The following is a 21,259-nucleotide window of genomic DNA, read 5'->3' on the forward strand; positions in this document are numbered from 1 at the left end:
ACAACTGTTTATGTATTGTACAATCACTCCTGCCTTATCATAAGATTTATTGAATCTATTTAAATAGTTCGTAAAATAGATCGTAAAAGCAAATGAAGTACTTCCATCAATTTAAAGCTTCCTGTATAAATAGACTTCTTGGTAATTGAAAATCATTAACACCTCATCCGTTAGGTCTTAATTAGGAGTTCCTGAATGAACGTTTTTGAAGAAATTCATCACCGCCTGAGCAGTAAAACACGCATCCGCTCTCTGTTTAAAGATGTTCACGTTGAAGATCTTGAGCGCATTATCTCCAGAATGCAGAACGTTCTGGAAGAGAAAGTTGAAGCCCGCAATAAAATTGACGAAGAGCGTCAAGCCAAACTGGAAAGCATCGAAGCCGTTAAGCAAATCATGGCTGAACGCGGCATTTCCATGGAAGATCTGGACTACCTGGACATTACGACTCCCAAGCGTCGTCGCAATGTACAAAGATTCACTTTTGAATACCAGACTGAAGCGGGTGACACCGTTCATTGGGATGGGTCTACCACAGGGCGCCTGCCAAGTGACTTCCAGGACTACCTGAATCGCACCGGCAAGAAACGCCTGGAGTGTGTTGTTAACGAAGAGTGAGTCGAGAGACTAATTAAAGGCTTTTCTCAAGCTAAAGGCTTTTCTCAAGCTAAAGGCTTTTCTCAAGCTAAAGGCTTTTCTCCGGCTAAAGGCTTTTTTCCGGGAAGTGGCAAACAAAACGGCTGCCTTTTCCCGGATGACTGCTGATCGTGAGCTTACCTCCGTGCCTCAGCATAACGTGCTTGACGATAGCCAGTCCGAGCCCTGTTCCCCCGGTATTCTGGCTACGGCTTTTATCAATCCGGTAAAAGCGTTCAGTCAGTCTGGAAATATGCATGGGATCAATGCCGATACCATTATCTTCCACCATCATGTGTCCGCCTTCCTTATCCTGCCACCAGCTCACCTGTATCTTCCCGCCCAGCGGCGTATAGCGTACGGCATTAAAGACCAGGTTCGAGAAGGCACTGCGTAATTCGCTGCTATTGCCAGCCAAAAAGACACCTTCAGGACAATCCAGTGAAATCTGGTGCTGGTTTTCACCACTGAGTGCCCGCCCATCCTCAACAATGCTGTTCAGCATGGCTTTAACATCAACCCCGTTTTCATCGGCCTGAGCTTCAGCCGATTCGAGCTTGGACAGCAACAACAGGTCTGCCACCAGATTCTGCATTCTGAGTGACTGCTCCTGCATCCTGTTCAGTGCTTTCTCCCAGACAGGAGGGAGACCTGAATCCGGCCCCAAACTGTCCAGCATGGTTTCAAGATAGCCGGATACCACCGTCAACGGTGTTCTCAACTCATGGGATACGTTGGCAACAAAGTCCTTTCTCATGACTTCCAGCTGATTCAGGCGCGTGACATCTCTCACGGTCATCAGACGATTGCCTTTGCCATACACGGTTATATTAAATTGCAGCTGATGATCCGGGTTGACCGGAGAAGGGATCTCCAGGGCTTTTTGATAACCGCCCTGCTCAAAGTAGTCCGCAAACCTCGGATCACGCAGCAGGTTGGTAATCAACTGCCCCTGATCTTCAGGCATCTTCAGACCCATTAAGGTTTCAGCAGCAGGATTCCACCATTCCAGGTTGCTCTGATTATCGATCATCACAACTCCGTCATTAAGCGCAGCGGTTGATTCCTGAATACGCTCAAGTACTACGGTCAGCTTTTGCCGGGAGCGACTGTGCTGCTTCTGCAAACGATAGATGCCATCAAAGATTTCACCCCAGAATCCTTTACTCTCGGGAGGTTCTTTGCTTCTGGCCCTGGGGTCATTGAGCCAGTCCAGCAGTTTGAAAAGCTGTCGGAAACTCCAGACAAAATAGCCCCCCATCACCACACAAAGCCCTAAAAAAGGCTCGCCAACCAACCAGCCCAGGGAAAACCCAACAACCAGGTAAGCCATCATGCGGCTCAGCAAATGGGTTTTTGAAATTGTTGTCATATGACTCCCGGACAAACACCTGCTGAAAACTGGGCGGAAAAGAGAGTTAGAGGGTTAGAAAGCTAGACTCTGGTTGAGAAACGGTATCCAGTACCACGAACGGTTTGCACAAACCCTTCATAGTTACCACCCAATGCCTTACGCAGGCGTCGAATGTGAACGTCTACAGTTCGCTCCTCTACGTAGACATTGCCTCCCCAGACCTGATCCAACAACTGCCCACGGGTATAGGCACGCTCCTGGTGCGTCAGAAAAAACTGTAGCAATCGGTACTCGGTAGGGCCTATTTCAGCAGGTGAGCCATCGATGGAGACTCTGTGGCTGACAGGATCCAGTTCCAACCCCTTGATGACAATGGGAGACTGGTTATCCAGCCCACCTGCCCGGCGCAACACCGCTTTTAAGCGGGCAGCCAGCTCACGGGGGGAAAAAGGCTTGGTGATATAGTCATCGGCTCCGGTTTCAAGTCCCTGGATTTTATGGTCTTCTTCACCCTTGGCCGTCAACATAACGATGGGAATTTCAGAGGTCAGCTCATTGCGCTTCAGACGGCGGGCCAGTTCAATGCCGGAGACATCTGGCAGCATCCAGTCCAGCAGGATCAGATCGGGTTTATTATCCACAATCAGAGAGTGCGCTTCCTTCGCATCAGCCGCCTCAAGACAGTCGTACCCTGCCATTTCCAGAGCAACGATCACCATCTCGCGAATAGGTGCTTCGTCATCTACGATCAGAATGGTCTTTCCTGGCATTGATCTCTACCTGCTTATCTATCAATTCGACTGCGGCGGTGATATCAGGGTGTTGGTCAGCTCAGGCTCGTTTAGGCCGGGGCTGTTTTTCAAAAGTTTAATCAACCGCACTATACACCGGCTATTACACTCTTGAAATGTTACAGGCAGATGACACCTCCAGACTGACATCACAGTTTGAGAATGAAGACAACTATTTCAGACCTTGCAGAGCAGGGGTTCCAGCCATGAGATCACCAATAACTCACCACCAAACCAGCAAAAACAATGGCCCCAACCCAGTGGTTATTCAGAAATGCCTTGAAACAAGCCTCACGCTCACGTCGACGGGTTAGCCACTGCTGATAAACGAAAAAGGCTGCTACCGCAGTCAGTGAAAGGAAGTACAGAAAACCCAGCGCCAGCTGATGACCGACCATGGCCAGAGTCACCAGAGTAAGCACCTGTAAACTACCTATGATCAGGTTATCCATATCACCAAAAAGAATCGCTGTAGACTTGATGCCTACTTTCAGGTCATCGTCACGATCCACCATGGCGTATTGAGTATCGTAGGCCACCGTCCAAAACAGATTGGCGAGAAATATCAGCCAGGCAGTGCTTCCCAGGACTCCGCTCTGCGCCGCAAAAGCCATAGGTATTGACCAACCAAAAGCAGCCCCCAATACCACCTGGGGCAGATGCGTGTGGCGTTTTGCAAAAGGATAGGCCGAAGCCAGCAATAATGCGGCAAAAGACAGTTGAATCGTAAGGGTATTGGTAAAGAGCACGAGAATAAAAGCCACCAGCACCATGCCTGCAAAATACATCAGTGCTTCTTTTTCCCGAATTCTCCCCGTCACCAGTGGTCGGTTACGTGTGCGTTTAACATGACCGTCCACTTTCCTGTCGGCAAAGTCATTGATGACACAACCGGCACTGCGCATCAGAACCACACCGACCGAAAAAATCACCAGATTTGCCAGATCCGGCACACCTTCTGCAGCAACCCAGAGTGCCCACATAGTAGGCCAGAGCAACAGATAGATACCGATGGGTCGATCGAGTCGAGCCAGCTGTAAAAAGTCTTTCAAACGGGGGAATCGCTGTAGAACCGCATTTGTGCCCGCTAATCCCCGCATGGGTTTCCTGAGTTGCATCATAATGTTTGGCTGGCTGTATGGCTGAGTACTGATCGCCAGTTTATCAGGTCATAGCCAGTTCTTGCTTATTTGTCTGCCCAGGCAGGTCTGGCAAAAAGATTTCACAAACAGAAATAGGCTTTTCGTGTAAATAAAATAACGACCGCCTTCCCCAGGCTGTTTCGTCTGAATATTTTTCCACCAGATAAGGATTGAACTGACGAGCCGGCAGTTCCGCCAGTTCAAATGGCCCCCGGCGCATGCCAGGGTGGTTAAATAAAAACTCACCCAGGGGTTTACTGCCCAGTTGCAGCAGCTCCCTGTTAGTGCCCACAAGACTGCTGTGAGGCAAGACACTGCGCGCAAAGACCCTGGGCCTACCGCCGCAGATTAACAGAACCTCCCTGATGGAAGCCATTTTGCTGCAGTGCCCGTTTCTGAAGGATCCTGCTAATCCATCAAAGGCAGGCATCGCCTTTAGCGGCTCATGATTATTAAGAAACTTCAGTTCCGAATAGGTTGGCATAAGGGTTCCATGACGAATAACCTGAACACTAAAGTCGCCATGAAACGTCAGCTTCAAACGCTGAGTCAGTGAGCCACTGTCCAGCAACCAGTCTCTCCAAGTCTCCGGAATTTGTTGTTTCAGATAATGCCTGGGCTTCCAGGACAGGCCAGCAAAATCAATAAAAGACACCCGTACTCCTGCTGCTTCACACACCTAATGCTCCAGAACCATGAAAAGCAATGACAGGATAGTCGCTTCACGGTTAAAAATCCGCTGCTATTATTGGCCAAATTTATGGGATTGAGAATGACTTTAGGCTGAAAAGCAGGCCGACGCCCTGAAAACTTCACAGTTGTGGACACTGCCTGATTCTTTTCTATGATTCGTACCAATGATATAAATCATCCCCAAGGGATAATCAAAAACAATAGCTCAGGATCTGTACATGGCTGAAGTAAAACCGATACCCCGGAAAACCGGTCGTATCAGAACCGAAAGAGTTCGACTGATTATGAAGGCGGCTGAGCAGGAATTTGCCCGGCATGGATACGGCGGAGCCACGGTTCAGAGAATAGCTGAACTGGCTCATTTACCCAAGCCGACTGTTTTGTATTATTTCAGCAACAAGCAGAAAATGTATGACGAAGTGCTTAATAATATTCTGCGCCTCTGGAACAACGAACTGAACCACCTTCACCCGGAAGATGACCCGGCACAATCCCTTGAGCGATATATCCGTTCCAAGGTAGAAGTTTCCAGAAAATACCCCATTGCCAGCCGGATTTTTGCCAGCGAGATCATTCATGGCTGTCAGCAATTATCCCCTTCCATGAAGGCTTCTACCCAGCAATGGTTTAAAAACACAACAGACGTTTTCCAACACTGGATGGATGAAGGAAAAATGCTCCGGATGGAAGCCATGCACCTGATTTTTATGATTTGGGGATCGACTCAGCATTACGCTGATTATGAAAAACAGATCTGTATGATCATGAATACAAAGAAATTGCCTGCCTCTACTTACGAGAAAGCCGCCGACACTCTCTGTGATATCGTTCTTCGTGGTTGCGGTTTGAAAGCCTGAGAGATAGAAAAAATCTTGTACGGCAATGGAGTAGCTGATATAGGGTGCCGAACAATTTTTTACCCATTTCCTGCTTCCTTCTTGGGGAGATTTGGATTCACCCGCTTAAAGTGTTCGAGTTGTTCTTCGGATAGAGGCTGTGCATCAGGGTCTTCTAATGCTGCCTCATGAAGCTCCTCTTCGGTCATTTTATCGAGTGCTTTTTTGTCTTTGTACACATCAAGCTTCTGCCCTTTTACATAATCTACAGAGACTGTTTTTCCCATTTAGATCACCTTGACATCCTCCCCGCCGTAAACGACGGGGATTCCCGTTAGTCACCTAACAAGCTTCCTGTTTCAACACGCCTTCCCTGGATAGGAGCTTTTAAGCCTCTATCCCCGTTCCAGTCGCTCCACAGGCTAACCCCGCCAGCCCGGCGGTTTTGATATTCTTTGCTGCGTTAACGTCCCGGTCGTGATGGGTTTTGCATTCCGGGCATTCCCATTCACGAATAGACAACGGCAGACGTTCATGGACAAATCCGCAACCGGAACAGCGTTTAGAGCTTGGAAAGAATCGGTCTATCTTAACCAGATCTCTACCCGCCCAACCAGCCTTGTATTTCAACTGACGGACAAACTCTCCCCAGTTTGCATCGGCTATATGCTTTGCCAGCTTTGGATTTTTGATCATACCCTTCACGTTCAGAGACTCTACGCAAACAACTTGGTTCTCGTTAATGAGTTTGCGGGATGCCTGGTGGGTGGCATCCATCCGGCAATCGGCTATTTTGGCATGGACACGGGCAACCTTGAGCCTTGCTTTGGCTCGGTTGTTGCTGCCTTTCTGCTTTTTAGCCAGTTGACGCTGAAGATAGGCGAGCTTTATCTCGTAGCGTTTGGTGTGCCTTGGGTTACCGGATTTTTCACCGTCTGAAGTGATGAACAGATCATTCAAACCTAAATCAATACCCACTGTCTTGTTACTAATAGGCATTGGTTTAGCTTCAAACTCACACAGTATGGACACAAAGTACCGGCCTGCCCGATCTTTGATGATGGTGATACTGGAAGGTTCTGAAGAAAGCCCCCTGCTCCAGCGAATATTCAACGGCTCTTTGCTCTTGGCAATGAATAGTTTCCCGTCTTTGTAACTGAAAGCAGACGAAACAAAAGAAGCTCTCTGATTTGCGTGCCTCTTCTTGAAATTCGGGTAATTAGCCCTACCTTCCCAAAAGTTCTTGAAGGCTTTTTGCTGATGGCGCAGTGATTGCTGAATGGGTACTGAAGAAACATCGTTCAACCACTGATATTCAGGGTTACTTTTCAGCTCGGTAAGCTGCTTTGACGCCGCATTGTAATTAACTTTTTTGCCGTTCTTGTAGTACTCGTCAGTTCGCCAGCGAAGGATATGGTTGTAGACAAAACGCACACAGCCGAAAGTTTGGGCAAGTAGCTGTTCTTGCTCAGGTGTTGGGTAGAATCGGTATCTGTAAGCTCGTTTAGTCATAGTTACAAGAATAAAGATGTTTGTGTAAGCGTTCAACCTTTTTACCAGCCCTTCGGCCTGGGAGCTTACATCCCCGACCTAAAAGGACGGGGTTTTACGCTCATTCGATAATTTCTGCTGTTCGTACAATCGGCGCTCATGCCTTTGGGCACGTCTCACCGAGATTAATCTGGTTGAGCTTTCACTACTTCTCATTGTGTAACACTTGCTATTTTTCTGACCAAATAGTCAAATTACCGGTGACAGCCACGAGCGAGGCAAAACATTTTGCAGCCATCAAAAACATAAAAACGACGGTGCGAGTGTTTTTTTCCTATAACTAAAAAAATTAGAACAAAGGAGTCAGGTCGTCGTGATTCGATTTTTGCTCAACGAGACTCTTGTTGAACTCAGGGACACACCCTCCGATACCACGCTGCTGGACTACCTCAGGGGTAATGGCAGCCATAATCCACATAGAAAAACCGGCACCAAGGAAGGCTGCTGTTCAGGCGACTGCGGTGCCTGCACTGTGGTCATTGCCGAGCCAGAGAATGACCGTCTGAACTATCAGACCATCAACGCCTGTATTGCTTTGCTGCCGACACTGAACGGCAAGCAATTGATCACCGTTGAAGATCTTGCTGAAGGAGAAAAGCTGCATCCTGTTCAACAGGCCATGGTGGATCATCATGGCTCTCAATGCGGTTTCTGTACGCCCGGCATTATCATGTCCCTGTTTGCTTTCCATCATGAGGCACCCGGCAACAGACCGGACATTCCTGAAGCCCTGGGTGGCAACCTTTGTCGTTGCACCGGCTACCAATCTATCGTAAATGCTGCTGCTGAAATCGCCAGCCTGCCCCCCTCTGACCGCTTCAAACATCAGGAACAAAATACTCTCCAGACACTCAAGGCACTGAAAAACCAGATAGACGACACCGCCACCGGTGTGTTTATGCCAAACTCTGAGCAGGCGCTGGCTGACTATCTGCTGAAACATCCTCAAGCCAGAATACTGGCCGGAGGCACAGACCTTGGGCTGGAAGTCACTCAACAAATGAAGGATTTACCGTCGCTGGTAACACTGGCCTCGGTCAATGAGTTAAAAGAAATCACCTGTACCGATCAGGAAATGACCATTGGCTCCGCTGCCACCTATCGCCAGCTGGAACCTCTGTTAGCCAGACACTTCCCCGAATTTGCCCGTATGCTTTCGCGTCTGGGCTCACAGCAGATTCGCAACCTGGGCACCCTGGGTGGCAATATCGGTAACGCCTCTCCCATTGGCGACACGCCTCCTGTGCTGCTGGCACTGGATGCCCAGATCGAACTGCGAAAAGGAAACAGAATCAGATCCCTGCCTCTGGAAGATTTTTTCCTGGGTTACAAAAAGACCCTGCTCGAAGACAGTGAATTTATTGCCCGCATCCGCATCCCGCTTAAGCCCCATCAACTCAGGGTTTACAAGCTGAGCAAACGTTATGGCGATGATATATCCGCTGTGCTGGCCGCCATCAACCTGGAACTGGACGACAATGGACTTATTACCAGGGCCAGAGTCGCATTCGGGGGGATGGCAGCAATACCCAAACGGGCTCTGGCCTGTGAAACAGCACTGTTGGGGAACAAGGCCAATACCACCACTCTGAAGAAGGCACAAAAAGCCATTCGTTCAGAATTCACACCACTGTCCGATGTCAGGGCCAGCAGTGACTATCGGCTACAGGTAGCCTGCAATCTGCTGGAAAGGTACTTTCTGGAAATGTCCGGACACACTGCGAGGATCATTGCCCATGCGTAAGTTACCCGACATCCCCAAAACCCAGGCTTCCCCAAACACGGCTAAACACGACAGTGCTCACCTGCATGTCAGCGGCAAGGCCACCTATATTGATGATCGTCCCGAAATGGCAGGCCAGCTTCATGCCGGATTTGGCCTGTCCACCCAGGCTCATGCTGAAATCGTCAGCATGGATCTTGAGGCAGTCAAAAACAGCCCCGGTGTAGTGATGGTTGTCACCGCTGACGACATTCCCGGACACAAGGATATTGGCCCGGTTTTCCCTGGCGATATGTTGCTGGCTGATGGCAGGGTCGACTACATCGGTCAGCCGGTCTTTGCGGTAGCAGCCACGTCTCATCTGGCCGCCAAAAAAGCGGCCAGAAAAGCAAACATCCAATACCAGGCGTTAAAACCGGTGCTAGGCATTGATCAGGCCATGCAGGAAGAATCTTTTCTCAGACCTGAGCATGTGATGCATAAAGGCGACGCCCATCGTGCTATTGCCGAAGCACCAAGACGACTCGAAGGTGCCATGACCAACGGTGCCCAGGAACATTTTTATCTGGAAGGACAGATTGCCAGCGTCGTCCCTCTGGAAGACAACCAATACCATATTTACACCTCCAGCCAGCACCCTTCTGAAGTGCAGAAACTGGTCGCAGAAGTTCTGGGCATTCCTTTACATAAAGTCGTGGCGGATGTTCGGCGTATGGGGGGAGGCTTTGGTGGCAAAGAAACCCAGGCTGCTGGCCCGGCCTGTATTGCCGCACTTCTGGCCTGTAAAACCGGACAACCCGTAAAATTCCGGGTCGACCGCTCACAGGACATGATGTCCACCGGTAAGCGCCACCCATTCAGACACCGTTACCGGGCAGGTTTTGACAGCAAGGGGGTTCTCAGTGGGATCGATATAGAGGTCGCAGGTGATGGCGGTTATTCCCCTGACCTGACAGACGCCATTGTCGACAGGGCTATGTTTCATTCTGACAATGCCTACTATCTCGATAATGCCATCGTCACCGGTCACCGATGCAAAACCAACATTGCCTCCAACACCGCATTCAGAGGTTTTGGCGGACCTCAGGGTATGTTGGTTATAGAGCGGGCAATGGACGACATTGCTCGTGCTACCGGTCTGGACCCGTTGGATGTACGTTTGAATAATCTTTACGGCACTGGCGAAAGAAATGTCACTCATTACCACCAGACCTTTGAGCATAATGTTCTCCCGGAACTGATGGCAAAACTGGAAGACAGCTCTGAATACCGAAAGCGCAGACAAGAGATTACCGCGTTCAACCGGAACAGCCCGGTACTGAAAAAAGGTTTGTCCATGACCCCGCTGAAGTTTGGTATCTCTTTTACCGCCAAACACCTCAATCAGGCGGGTGCACTGGTTCATATTTATACTGACGGCAGTATTCAGGTAAATCATGGCGGCACCGAGATGGGGCAGGGGCTTTACGTTAAAGTGGCCCAGGTGGTTGCCCACGAATTCGGTGTCAGTCTGGACCAGGTGCAGGTGACCTCTACCCGCACTGACAAAGTACCCAACACCTCGCCCACTGCGGCTTCCAGCGGCAGTGACCTGAACGGCAAGGCGGCACAGGACGCCTGTCAGAAAATTCGTGACCGGCTGATCGCCTTCGCTGCCGAACATTATCAGGAACAACCCGAAGACATTCAGTTCGCTGACGGTCACGTCATTATGAAAGAGCGAACCCTTCCTTTTGTTGAGCTGATTCAGGCCGCCTACTTCCATCGGGTGTCACTCTCCAGCTCAGGCTTTTACAGCACCCCCGAGATTCACTATGACCGGGAAAACGCCAAGGGTCGCCCTTTCTATTATTTTGCCTGCGGTGCTTCAGTATCCGAAGTGGTAGTGGATACCCTGACTGGTGAATACCGGGTTGAGCGGGTGGATATATTGCACGACGTTGGCAGATCACTGAACCCTGCGATTGACCGTGGGCAGATTGAGGGCGGGTTTATCCAGGGCATGGGCTGGATGACCACTGAAGAAGTGATCTGGGATGAGCAGGGAAGATTGCTCAGTAACAACCCGGCGACGTATAAAATCCCTACGATTGAAGATCTCCCGGCTGTCTTTAATGTTGAGTTGTTTGAGCAGGATAATCCGAAGCATACGATTTATCATTCCAAGGCCACCGGCGAACCTCCCCTGATGCTGAGCATCTCAGTGTGGTCGGCCATACGGGATGCCGTGTCGAGCCTGTCAAACTACACCGTCAGCCCGGACATTGATGTTCCCGCCACTCCGGAGAGAGTGCTGAGAGCCATCCTGAAGATAAAAGAGTCATCTCAGACAGAACCTCTGAAAAAAGAGGAGGTCGTCCATGGAATGGATTGACGCACTGTCAGAACTTAAACGCTCCGGCCAGCCTGGCGTTCTGGTGACTATCCTGGGATCAGCCGGTTCTGCGCCCAGAAAGTCAGGCAGTAAAATGCTGGTCACAGCAGAAAAAAGCGTTGACACAGTGGGCGGTGGGCATCTTGAGTTTCTCTTGATTGAGCGAGCCAGAGAGCTGATCGCTGCAGATCAGCAAGAACCGGTCATGGAACATTTCCCCCTGGGTCCCCGGTTAGGCCAGTGCTGCGGCGGCAGTGTCAGCGTACTACTGGAACCGATAGCCGGCTGTCATTTTCATATCACTCTGTTCGGTGCCGGACATATTGGCAAAGCACTTATTCATGTGCTTTCACCGTTGAATTGCCGTATCACCTGGATTGATAATCGGGCAGAACTTTTCCCCCCGACTCCACCTGAGAATGTGACCTGTATCCTCAGTGAACAACCCGATGAAGAAGTGGCTGACCTGCCTGAAAACACCTTTGTTCTGGTGGTCACCCACAATCACCAGCTGGATTATGCGATTGCCGAGCAAACCTTAAAACGATCGGATATTGGCTGGCTGGGTGTTATAGGCTCTGAGACCAAAGCCCAACGATTCCGTCAGCGTCTGGAGCATAAAGGCTTCACTACAAACCAGATTGAGCACATGAGATGTCCGGTGGGACTGAATGAAGTGGGAGGCAGAGAACCCGCAGAGATTGCCATTGCCATCGCCGGAGAGATTCTGGCCCTGAAAAATGGTTCTCGTGACAGCCTGAGCCAAAAACGGGAAGGTATTCCCTGGCAGGCACTCAGAACATTATTGGCGACGGAGCGCGTGGAAAAAGAGCACTCTTAATACTTTTACTGCCATTTAAAACTGACTTTGCCGGTATACTCCCCCCATTTCCCAACACGGTTAACAGAATGGAAAGAGTAGATCGTCTGCTGGTCGATAAGAGCCTTGCTGCCTCTCGCACCCAGGCTCAGAAGTTTATTGCTGAAGGCAAAGTGCAAGTGTTGCATTCCGGCCACTGGCAGACTGTAAAGAAGCCCAGCGAGAAATTGACCGGGGACGCCGAGCTGAAAGTCGCTCCGGATGAGTCGGATCGATTCGTTTCTCGTGGCGGGCTCAAGCTGGCGGGTGCTTTGGAGAAAGTCGGTCTGGATATTACGGGCATGACCGTGATTGATGTCGGCCAGTCAACGGGCGGTTTTACGGACTGTGCCTTGCAGTCAGGCGCAGCAAAAGTGGTCGGTATTGAAGTAGGGCACGATCAACTGGTAGAGAAACTGCGAAAAGATCCACGGGTAGTCTGTCTGGAAGGCATTAATGCCCGTGAGCTGAGTTCAACGCTGTTAGGGCATACGGAAAATAAAGCCGGGTTTGATCTGGCGGTGATGGATGTTTCTTTTATTTCCCAAACCAAAATTATACCTTCACTGGCACCACTGATTAAAAAAGACGGTTTTTTGGTCAGTCTGGTCAAACCGCAATTTGAAGTAGGAAAAGCAGGTCTGGGCAAAGGGGGTATTGTTCGGGATGACCGTCTCTATACTGAGGTGGAGTCGTCTATTCGAAATTGTCTCGAGAAGCAGGGGCTGAAAACCACCGATTATTTTGACAGTCCGATCAAAGGGGGTGATGGCAATCGGGAGTTTTTGATCATTGCCAGAAAAATGTAAGTTGGAAGAGACGGCAATAGCATCCCCTTGTGCCTCATTTATTGCAGCACTGGGGTTTGACTTGAATTTGCTGATGGGAATGGTGTAACCGACATTCACCACCTCACCTGACATTTTCCTGAATTCTGCTATTTATGAGATAAGCAAATATCAGGAAACCCCCTTATGCCTCCCGTTCAATACCGCAGTCAGGTCATGGATCACCTTGGTTTAGTGGCTGGAATGTGCAAAGAGCTTGGAATTGCCGAACATATCGATAAAAGAGCCCCCAAGGTATCTAATGACTGGCATATATCCCATGGTGAGTCTGTCGTTGCCATGATCATCAATGGTCTGGGCTTTACCGGACAATCTCTGCATATGTTTCCCCGGTTCTTCGCCAATAAACCTCTTGATAAACTGATCAGGCCCGGTATTAAGCCTGAGCATATAAACGACAAGGTTCTGGGCAGGACGCTGGATGAACTCTTTGAACTCAATGCCAGTAAAGTCTATTTTGAACTGGCTATCAAGGTCGTAAAACATCTCAAGCTCCCATGCGATGCCCTAAATCTCGACGGCACCAGCATACACGTCGATGGACGTTATAACAGCGACAGCGAAGAGGACGATGAAGACCTCAACTGCATTAGGTTGTGCAAAGGCTACAGTCGTGATCATCGTCCGGATTTAAATCAGGCCATATTGCTTCTGATGACAGAAAACAAAGCAGGCATCCCCTGTTTATGAAGGCTGCCAGTGGCAATGTAACGGATAAGACCAGCTTCAAACTGGTGGTATCCGAACATCTGAAAAGTTTCAAAGCGGCTTTGGAATCCAGGTACTTCGTCGGTGATGCTGCTCTGTACACCTCAGAAACGGTTAAGGAGCTTGACCAGCAGGATCAGTGGTTCATATCCCGGGTTCCTCTCAATATTGGGGCTAGCAAAGAACTGGTGCAAAGTGCACCGTCACGCGCCATGAAGGCGGTCGAAGGTTTTGAGCATTACGAAGCTGTGGAAGTGTCGTCTGGTTATGCGGATGTGGAGCAACGCTGGGTCATGTTTCGCAATAAGCAAAGCCAGGAGACAGAACAGAAAGCGCTCACAAGGCGTATGCGGAAAAAATCCACCAAAGAATTTCAGAAGCTGGAAAAGCTCAGCAAAAGGGATTCCGGTGCAAAGCTGATGCCATGGAAGCCTTTAAACAATGGCAGAAACAATCAGAGCTCTGTCAGGCAGAACCTCAGATTACCTCTAAACCCTGCTATAAAGGCAGAGGTCGCCCCGCTGAAGGGGTAGAACCCGATTACCAGGAATATTACATAAGTGGTTGCTGTTCAGTAACGGTGCAAACAAGGCTGGATGCACAAGCCTCTTTGGGGTGCTTTGTGTTGGCTACCAATGATACCGATACTGACCGGCTGAACACTGCTGAATTGTTGAAGACCTACAAATCACAACAACAGGTTGAAAGAGGTTTTCGCTTCCTGAAAAGTCCGGATTTTTTGGTGTCTTCACTGTATCTCAAAAAGCCGGAACGTATCGAAGCACTATTAATGATCATGACTCTTTGTCTGATGGTCTATGCTGCTATCCAGCACAGAATCCGCTATGAACTGAAAAAGCAGAGTCGAACGTTTCCAGACATGAAGAAGAAACCCGGCCAGAATCCGACAGGAAGATGGGTTTTCAGCTGCTTTGAGGGCATTCATGTTTGGGTCATCGACGGGACGGAGAAGCATGTGGTAGGCATCACGGAAAGCCAGTCGACAATCATTTTTATTTTAGGGTCTACGTACCAGTCGATTTATTCCTGATTGGGGTGGTGAATGTCGGGTGTAACCACATAAAACTCTTTGTAGCATGTTGAATGCTCCCCTTCCTGAAGGAAGGGGATTCTTCTTGGTTAAGCCACAAGACTCTGTTTTGACGGTTCAACCGAACCGGCGTCCTCAGACGCCAAAACTGAATCAAGGGTAATACCAAGCAAAGTAGGCTCATTCAAAGCCACTACTACGGGCGACTTGCGTAGCAAGGTCGGTCGTAGATACTTCACGCTTCCCGTAGGCAGAATCGAATCAGGAACCATACGTCCATTGTGGATGTATTTGTTCAGGATGTTGCAGGCTCCGACTTCGTCTCTCGCTGCAACATAACCGCAACCCTGACACTTATAGTTGCGTCCACTTGGCTTGTGCCTGTGACCGCACTTAGGGCACGTTTGAGTGGTGTAGGCTTCGTTGATCTTAACCACATCAACCCCTCTCAACTGACCCTTATACGTCAGGTACTCAACCAATCGACCTAGCGGGTTCCCGCTGTTCTCCTGGTTGCTGCGTCTTGATCCCTTTTTCTGCTTACGCTTGTTACGTGCTATTTCTGTCACATCCCCAACAACCAATGTTCCGGCTTGCCGTTCGACGGCAAAGTCGATCATCTTGTTTGCGGTATGATGTAGCAAGTTGTGAACTTGCCTGTGGTATCGTGCCAGATATTTGGCCTTTGCTGCCTTGAGTTTTCGTCTTCGACGGGAACCCTGCTCGCATTTATCTATTAGACGAGTGTAGCCAGCTATTTTCTTGTTCTTGCCTTGTGTCAATGAACGCAAGCCACGACCAACAACAGCCGTTGATTTGATGCCGTCCGTCATGACAGCGGTATGGATGATACCCAAATCAGCCGCAACGGTGTTGTCTCCGGCTGATTCTGGTTTCTCAACTACGTCTTGAATGGAAATGTAGAGAGTGCGGTATCCAAGCTCAATTCCTGTGATCTTGCCTTGCGGCAATTGATCCAGTGGAATTTTGATGGACAAGCCTTTCACTCCACGACCATTGGACAGATTCAGCCTATTCCCCTTGCGGCGAATGGCTGACTGCTTCCAAGTCACCGTCTGGAATTTCTTCTTGCACTTCCAAGGGTAACGAGCTTTCTTATCTCCCTTCTCCCTTTTGGTTTGAGTTGAATCTATAGAGTCGTACAACTTCTCGACGAGCTTCTGTATGGTCTGCGAATGCAGAGCATACTTGCCTTTGACGTGAGTCTTCATTTTAGACTCGGTAGGCCACTTCCAGTGGCGTTTGCGGATATATTTGTGCAATCGGACTATGTCATTCCACAGGCGAGCCGCTTCCAGACGGACTTGCGTCTGTCCATCTGTTGGCTTGCCTATGTTGATTTGAATGACACGGTTTTTTTTCACGCGATTTCCTTTTTTCTCAATATATTTATACTACAGAAAGCCAATGGCTACGTTGATATTGTTGATACAAGGAAGCCTGGCGGCTTCCCCGTTTACATCCCCGCACTAAAAGTACGGGGTTTTTCACGGGTTACGATAACCCAGTTATGGTGTGCGACATACTCCTCAATGGCTTCCGGCATCACAAAATTAGCATCACGGCCACAAATCCGGGCTATCTCATCGACAGCCTCACTGACTTCATTATTGAGGCGAACAGTTCTTGCTGAAGTTGGCATAGGATTTTACCTCAAGTTGTGATCAATAGAGTTTGTTGCCTACAAGGAAATGGGATTCGTCGAAATTACGGCAGGATGATCGTTGAAAAGTATGGAACTATCAAAAACATTAATCCGAAAGTTCAGTAACAGCAAAGATAGCCAAAAAAAGCCAGCCCAGCATAAACGAGACACCACCTATCGGAGTGATCGCACCCAACCAGCCAATGCCAGTAACGGCAAGCATATAAAGACTGCCAGAAAAAAGGATAATGCCTGCCAGAAACAATCTGGCGCTCCATCTCAGTTTTTTCGAATCTTTAAAATGGATAGCAAGAACAGCCACCAGAACCAGGGCCAGACTGTGGTAAAACTGGTAATCCGTTGCGGTTGCCCACACTTCCAGATAGCGTTCAGAAAGCTGATCCTTCAGAGCATGGGCACCGAATGCGCCCAGAGCCACTGACAGCAAACCACAGAGGGCACCGGGTAAAAGATAGCGTTGCGTCATTTCTTGTCCATAACTTTTGCAGGTAACACATCAACAACACTGCCCGCTGCCAGTCTCAAACCTTCCTGAAAAAACAGAGAGCTGCTTTGATGATCGTCCATATGAGCCAGAAGACGTCCCAGCTCATTATAGGTATCAACCCGTTTACTGAGTCTCAGGCTGGCTTCAAAGTATTCCCTGGCTTTACCCCAAAGTTCATTTCGCAGGGATAGACGACCAAGGGTTAGTAGCAGGTCGGCATCGTTAGGTCTTTCATTAAGCAGGGTTTCGGCAAAATGCAATTGCTTGCCCAAATCCTTGCCTTTGATTTTTCCATACAACAACGCTATCTCGCTGCTGTAATGCTTGTTCAGGTTGTCCCGAAGCAAAGCCTCTGCTTTCTCTTCTGCTCCCAGGTCCGTCAGGCACTTTGCATACCGGTAGATCATGGCAGAATGACGCTTCTGGCCAGCCGACAAACTGTTCCAGATTTGGGTGGCTGGCTTTGTTCTCTGGTCCACAGAGGTAAAACTGCGACCATTGTTAAAGGCCTGATTGAAAAGCGCTTCAAAGCATTGCAGCTCAAGGCTGCGATGCTCTTCATCGGAAACCACTTTGTGCTTTTTCAGCTTGGGTAACAGCGCCGCAAGCGATTGCCAGTCGTTCAGGCGGCTATAAACCTGCTTCAGCATTTTCAGAACGTAGGCATGTCGTGGGACTTGCTTGTGCAGCTTGGTCAGCGTTGCCAGTGCCTGCTCCAGTTGACCTGATGACAACTGAAGTTGCGCCTGGGTAATACCAATCGCCAACTCGGCACCGGGCTCTTTGTGATCGGCCCGGCGAAGGTACTCAGCGGCGGCTTCAAGGTTTCCATTTTCATGAGCTGCCCGAGCAGCAGCCAGATAATTCAGTAAAGGTGAGGTGCCGTAGTCCGCCGCCTGCGAAAGCAGTCGCTCTGCTTTTTTCCAGTGTCCCTGGGTCAGCTCGACAAAACCACGGGTAGTCATTTTGCGGGCTTGTATTGCTTTGGCACCCGAAGTCATTGGGTAGATAAAACCCGTAACACCGAAAATCAGCTTCAGGATGATCCAGACCAGCCAGAGTGCCGCTATGGCAAGCCCTATCAGCAGAAACAGTCCCCACAATGTGCTTTCGAAGGTAGCGGTGTTGTAGGAGATAAGCACATAGCCACTGTCGTTGATCATGGCGTTTGCCAGACCAAAAGTAACGCCCAGAATCACCAGAAAGAGGATAAAACTCTTCATATCCGGGGCTCCTCTGACTGGGGCTCTTCTTTGGGCTGAAGCTCTCCCTTGGGCTGAAGCTCTCCCTTGGGCTGAAGCTCTTCTAAAGCACCAGCAGGTTCCGTTTGCCCTGAGGTGCTTTTTTCATTCTTCGGTGTATCGTTTATCTGGCTGGACTTCAGTAAATTCAGAGCACGGCTGATATGGACGGTTGCCGGTTTTACGGCGACTTTCTCTAAAACCTTTAGCTCATCCATTACTGCGGTAGCCTGAGCGCCTGACAGGGAGAAGTATTTTGCTATCCAGTTTGAGGCCTGTTGCAAACTGCTGTCGTAGATAGCCTGATCCCTGGTAAGAACGGATAACTTAGCCTGTTCCAGCATCAGCTGAAGGTTTTGGCGAATCAAAATATTCTCTTCGGGTGACAGCAGTGCAGTGATTTTTTGATCACGGTCAGGGATGAATCTGAACAGGCTGACAAAACGTTCCCAGGTATTATTCAGCATTGCGAGGACGACAGTCTGCCAGCTGGCCGTTTCTGTGGGTGAAGTGCTTGTGGATGAAGTATCTGTAGATAAAGTGCCTGTGGATAAAGTACCTGTGGATAAAGTGCCTGTGGATGGAACCTCAGAGGATTTTGAAGCGGTGGCTAAAGGTTCTTTCAGGATTTCTTTTTCCGTCAGAGGCAGTTGCGCAATCTGGTGGGTGAGCGCTTCAAGCTTCAGGTAAAGACCTTCCTGATCGAAATCCGGGAGGCTGTTAAGAGAAGCAATGTCTTCTGCCAAGGCTTCCCGCACGGGGTACAGGTTATAGTTATCCAGCTCAAGCAACAATTGATCGGCGCCGTTAAGAAGCGCCTTGGCGGATTGGGTATCCGATGACATCAGCAGCCGCTGATTGGCGAGTCGGAGCAGGTATTCGACTTCTGCCAGCTTCCAGCCATCCTGACTGCCGCCAGTAAGGTCCTGAAGGTCCCGGGTCAGACTGTCGGTGCGACTCAGCAGGCGTTCACTTCGATCTTCCTGCTCCCTGAGTCCGGTTTTGATGGGGGTCAGTTCACCGTTTATCTCAGTGAGTCTGGCCTGAACCCGGGCAATCTGGGCTTGTTGCTGTTCCTGTCCGGCGATCAGGGCGGGTTGTTTTTGCTCCAGTTGCATCAGCTGCCAGCTGACATTGCCACTTATACCCAGCGCCGTGGCCGCAATCAGCAAGGCCAGAATAGTAAGCTTTCGTCCTGGCTTTGATGCTGATTTCTGAGGCTTTTTTCTGGAGCTTGCCGGAGTCGGCTTGCTTTCCTCTTTCCTGGAAGACTCCGCTGACCCGGTCGGCTCTTTCGGTTCGACCTGCTCGAGTTTTCTGGCGTTTTGATCTTTCTTGCTCACGTTAACCCTTCGCTGTTAATCCGGTTCAGTACCGAGACCATGGCTTGATTGTTGGCACCCCGGGCAATATAAACCCGTTTAAATGCCTGAGCCTCTGGCATTCTGGCAACTCTTTCGCTGGGGACCACCAGACAGCACTCCCGGCTTAAAGCCGGAGCAAGGTAGTCTGCAGTATTGGCCAGAAGCTCGCCACTGCTGGTCAGTATGACATTAATCCCATGATCTTTAATCAGTCGGTTCAGACAATCTTGTGGGTAATCCGGCTTCTGGCGTTCGTACAGTGCCAGGCAATCCACCTCAGCCCCCCGATTTTTGAGGGTGGTCTCCAGCAGTGCCCTGCCACCTTTGCCTTTCAGAATCAGTATTTTTTCTCCGCTGACCTGCTGAAGGCTCTCCAGTTGCAGCAGAGCCTCACTGTCTGCGGACTTTTTTTCGATCTCCGGGCAGACAGCCTCAATGTCATTATTGTTAAGCCATTGCCGTGTTTTTGAGCCAACGGCATACCAGTCGATCTTTACCGGCATTTGTGGCCAGTAATTCTCTATATGTTGCAGACCCAGCCTGGCGGCATTCTGGCTGATGACAATGACTTTACGGTACTGATCCAGCTGTAATATCCGGTCTCGCAGTGCCTGATTCTCTGTCACCGGCTGAATATGGATCATCGGTAAAGACCATGCCATGGCCCCCTGACTCTGAATCATGGCAACCAGTGGTTTAGCCTGCTCTTCAGGGCGAGTGACCAAAACTCTGATCTCACGGCTGTTAAAGGGCTCACGGCTGTTGTCAGGCTCACGGCTGTTCATCATGACATGGCTCACATTAATGCAGCAACTCTGAGAGAATGCGGTCTGCACCTTGCTGCAGCAGGGATTCTGCCAGCCCGATACCCCCTTGCTGGCCATCGGCAGGTGCACAATAGACTTCTGCACTCAGTATGACTTTACCATCGGGCTGACCCACCAGCCCCCGGATATAGAGCTGGTCGTTGGCGAGTTCAGAGTAGCAACCTATGGGCACCTGACAGCCACCATTTAATCTGCGCACCATAGCGCGTTCTGCCAGCACTCGTATTGCTGTGTCTTCATGATGCAGTGGCGCCAGCAAGGGTTTAATGGCTTCATCGTTGGCACGAATCTCAATACCCACAGCTCCCTGACCTGCGGCGGGCAGGCTCAGTTCAGAAGGCAGGGTGGTTTTGATCCGGTCTTTCATCCCCAGTCTGATCAATCCTGCTGCGGCAAGAATAATGGCGTCATACTGGCCATCGTCCAGTTTGGCCAGACGGGTGTTAACGTTGCCCCGCAGGAACTCAATCTTCAGGTCAGGTCTTTTTGCCAGTATCTGGCATTGGCGGCGCAGACTGGAGGTTCCTACGGTAGCACCTTCAGGCAGCTCGTCCAGCTGTTTATAGGTGTTGGAAACAAAGGCATCCAGCGGATTTTCCCGGGGGCAGATAACACCCAGCTGAAGTCCCTGAGGAAACTCCATGGGTACATCTTTCATGGAGTGCACGGCAATGTCAGCCCTGTTCTCCAGCAGGGCGGTTTCCAATTCTTTAACGAACAGGCCTTTGCCACCGATTTTAGCCAGAGGTGAATCCAGGATCCGATCCCCCTTGCTGGTCATTTTTACCAGCTCTACCCGGATACCGGGATGAAAGTGCTCCAGGCGCTCTTTTACGTATTCAGCCTGCCAGAGGGCCAGGGCACTTTTTCTTGTCGCGATGCGGATGGTTTTCATGAGGAGACTTGCAATCAATAAAAGGACAACGATGGCTGAGTGGTGCTTTGAACCTTGCGGAATGGTCTGATTGATACCAGCATAAGGCCAGCGAACAGATTCACTCATTTATGAAGATTGGGATAATACGATAGTCTGCAGTTGTGACCAACATTTACTTTTTTCACAGACAGTTGCCGGAAGGTAAAATAA

Annotated in this window: 20 protein-coding genes and 1 pseudogene; 8 read left to right on the forward strand and 13 right to left on the reverse strand. The window is 49.8% G+C overall.

Going from position 1 to position 21,259, the window contains the following annotated elements; genetic code table 11:
• Positions 1 to 195 precede the first annotated feature (195 nt).
• A complete protein-coding gene (locus tag K7B67_RS19690) occupies positions 196 to 618 on the forward strand; it encodes an H-NS family nucleoid-associated regulatory protein (RefSeq protein WP_252177558.1) in 423 nt (140 codons plus the stop codon).
• Between the two features lie 85 nt (positions 619 to 703).
• Here the strand turns inward: K7B67_RS19690 and phoR are convergent, their stop codons facing one another.
• The 4 genes from phoR to K7B67_RS19710 form a co-directional block, all read right to left on the reverse strand.
• Positions 704 to 2,008: a phosphate regulon sensor histidine kinase PhoR gene (gene phoR / locus K7B67_RS19695; protein WP_252177559.1), complete on the reverse strand. Its 1,305-nt coding sequence runs from the start codon at positions 2,006 to 2,008 to the stop codon at positions 704 to 706.
• Between the two features lie 62 nt (positions 2,009 to 2,070).
• Positions 2,071 to 2,760 carry a phosphate regulon transcriptional regulator PhoB gene (gene phoB / locus K7B67_RS19700; RefSeq protein WP_252177560.1) on the reverse strand — a complete coding sequence of 230 codons (690 nt, stop codon included), beginning with the start codon at positions 2,758 to 2,760 and terminating at the stop codon, positions 2,071 to 2,073.
• A 233-nt stretch (positions 2,761 to 2,993) separates the two neighbouring features.
• Positions 2,994 to 3,881 (reverse strand): 4-hydroxybenzoate octaprenyltransferase, encoded by an 888-nt coding sequence (gene ubiA / locus K7B67_RS19705; protein ID WP_252177561.1) that lies wholly within the window; start codon positions 3,879 to 3,881, stop codon positions 2,994 to 2,996.
• Between the two features lie 64 nt (positions 3,882 to 3,945).
• A complete protein-coding gene (locus K7B67_RS19710; protein ID WP_252177562.1) occupies positions 3,946 to 4,578 on the reverse strand; it encodes a chorismate lyase in 633 nt (210 codons plus the stop codon).
• A 256-nt stretch (positions 4,579 to 4,834) separates the two neighbouring features.
• Between K7B67_RS19710 and K7B67_RS19715 the strand changes: the two genes are divergently transcribed.
• Positions 4,835 to 5,473 (forward strand): TetR/AcrR family transcriptional regulator, encoded by a 639-nt coding sequence (locus K7B67_RS19715; RefSeq protein ID WP_252177563.1) that lies wholly within the window; start codon positions 4,835 to 4,837, stop codon positions 5,471 to 5,473.
• A 59-nt stretch (positions 5,474 to 5,532) separates the two neighbouring features.
• On the opposite strand, the gene K7B67_RS19720 is transcribed toward K7B67_RS19715, so the two are convergent.
• Both K7B67_RS19720 and K7B67_RS19725 read right to left on the reverse strand, forming a co-directional pair.
• On the reverse strand, positions 5,533 to 5,739 hold the full coding sequence (locus K7B67_RS19720; RefSeq protein WP_252177564.1) for a hypothetical protein: 207 nt from the start codon (positions 5,737 to 5,739) through the stop codon (positions 5,533 to 5,535).
• Positions 5,740 to 5,839: 100 nt separating this feature from the next.
• Entirely contained in the window at positions 5,840 to 6,964 is a 1,125-nt protein-coding gene (locus tag K7B67_RS19725; protein ID WP_252177565.1) for a transposase, read from the reverse strand.
• A 352-nt stretch (positions 6,965 to 7,316) separates the two neighbouring features.
• Here K7B67_RS19725 and xdhA point away from each other — a divergent pair, with 352 nt between their 5' ends.
• The 6 genes and pseudogenes from xdhA to K7B67_RS19755 all read left to right on the forward strand — a co-directional run bounded on the left by xdhA (position 7,317) and on the right by K7B67_RS19755 (position 14,566).
• Positions 7,317 to 8,747, forward strand: coding sequence for a xanthine dehydrogenase small subunit (xdhA, locus tag K7B67_RS19730; RefSeq protein ID WP_252177566.1), 1,431 nt, complete (start codon positions 7,317 to 7,319; stop codon positions 8,745 to 8,747).
• Positions 8,740 to 11,100 (forward strand): xanthine dehydrogenase molybdopterin binding subunit, encoded by a 2,361-nt coding sequence (gene xdhB / locus K7B67_RS19735; RefSeq protein ID WP_252177567.1) that lies wholly within the window; start codon positions 8,740 to 8,742, stop codon positions 11,098 to 11,100. The genes xdhA and xdhB overlap by 8 nt, the downstream gene beginning before the upstream one ends.
• Positions 11,087 to 11,941: a xanthine dehydrogenase accessory protein XdhC gene (gene xdhC, locus K7B67_RS19740; RefSeq protein WP_252177568.1), complete on the forward strand. Its 855-nt coding sequence runs from the start codon at positions 11,087 to 11,089 to the stop codon at positions 11,939 to 11,941. The genes xdhB and xdhC overlap by 14 nt, the downstream gene beginning before the upstream one ends.
• Before the next feature lie 68 nt (positions 11,942 to 12,009).
• A complete protein-coding gene (locus K7B67_RS19745; RefSeq protein ID WP_252177569.1) occupies positions 12,010 to 12,768 on the forward strand; it encodes a TlyA family RNA methyltransferase in 759 nt (252 codons plus the stop codon).
• A 195-nt stretch (positions 12,769 to 12,963) separates the two neighbouring features.
• Positions 12,964 to 13,783 (forward strand): annotated as a pseudogene (locus K7B67_RS19750) (IS1634 family transposase); the annotation flags it as partial.
• Between the two features lie 102 nt (positions 13,784 to 13,885).
• Entirely contained in the window at positions 13,886 to 14,566 is a 681-nt protein-coding gene (locus tag K7B67_RS19755) for an IS1634 family transposase (RefSeq protein WP_252180616.1), read from the forward strand.
• An 89-nt stretch (positions 14,567 to 14,655) separates the two neighbouring features.
• Here the strand turns inward: K7B67_RS19755 and K7B67_RS19760 are convergent, their stop codons facing one another.
• The 7 genes from K7B67_RS19760 to hemC all read right to left on the reverse strand — a co-directional run bounded on the left by K7B67_RS19760 (position 14,656) and on the right by hemC (position 21,067).
• Positions 14,656 to 15,951, reverse strand: a complete 1,296-nt coding sequence (locus K7B67_RS19760; RefSeq protein WP_252177570.1) for a transposase — start codon at positions 15,949 to 15,951, stop codon at positions 14,656 to 14,658.
• Positions 15,952 to 16,043: 92 nt separating this feature from the next.
• Entirely contained in the window at positions 16,044 to 16,229 is a 186-nt protein-coding gene (locus K7B67_RS19765) for a ribbon-helix-helix domain-containing protein (protein ID WP_252177571.1), read from the reverse strand.
• 109 nt (positions 16,230 to 16,338) lie between these two features.
• On the reverse strand, positions 16,339 to 16,719 hold the full coding sequence (locus tag K7B67_RS19770) for a DUF423 domain-containing protein (RefSeq protein WP_252177572.1): 381 nt from the start codon (positions 16,717 to 16,719) through the stop codon (positions 16,339 to 16,341).
• Positions 16,716 to 17,963 (reverse strand): heme biosynthesis HemY N-terminal domain-containing protein, encoded by a 1,248-nt coding sequence (locus tag K7B67_RS19775; RefSeq protein WP_252177573.1) that lies wholly within the window; start codon positions 17,961 to 17,963, stop codon positions 16,716 to 16,718. Before K7B67_RS19775 ends, K7B67_RS19770 begins: the two co-directional genes overlap by 4 nt.
• On the reverse strand, positions 17,960 to 19,324 hold the full coding sequence (locus tag K7B67_RS19780) for a uroporphyrinogen-III C-methyltransferase (protein WP_252177574.1): 1,365 nt from the start codon (positions 19,322 to 19,324) through the stop codon (positions 17,960 to 17,962). Before K7B67_RS19780 ends, K7B67_RS19775 begins: the two co-directional genes overlap by 4 nt.
• On the reverse strand, positions 19,321 to 20,133 hold the full coding sequence (locus K7B67_RS19785; RefSeq protein ID WP_252177575.1) for a uroporphyrinogen-III synthase: 813 nt from the start codon (positions 20,131 to 20,133) through the stop codon (positions 19,321 to 19,323). The genes K7B67_RS19780 and K7B67_RS19785 overlap by 4 nt, the downstream gene beginning before the upstream one ends.
• A gap of 13 nt (positions 20,134 to 20,146) precedes the next feature.
• Positions 20,147 to 21,067, reverse strand: a complete 921-nt coding sequence (gene hemC, locus K7B67_RS19790; protein ID WP_252177576.1) for a hydroxymethylbilane synthase — start codon at positions 21,065 to 21,067, stop codon at positions 20,147 to 20,149.
• Between the last annotated feature and the right edge of the window lie 192 nt (positions 21,068 to 21,259).

Origin of the sequence: Endozoicomonas sp. 4G (genome assembly GCF_023822025.1) — a bacterium.
Classification (GTDB): Bacteria; Pseudomonadota; Gammaproteobacteria; order Pseudomonadales; family Endozoicomonadaceae; genus Endozoicomonas_A.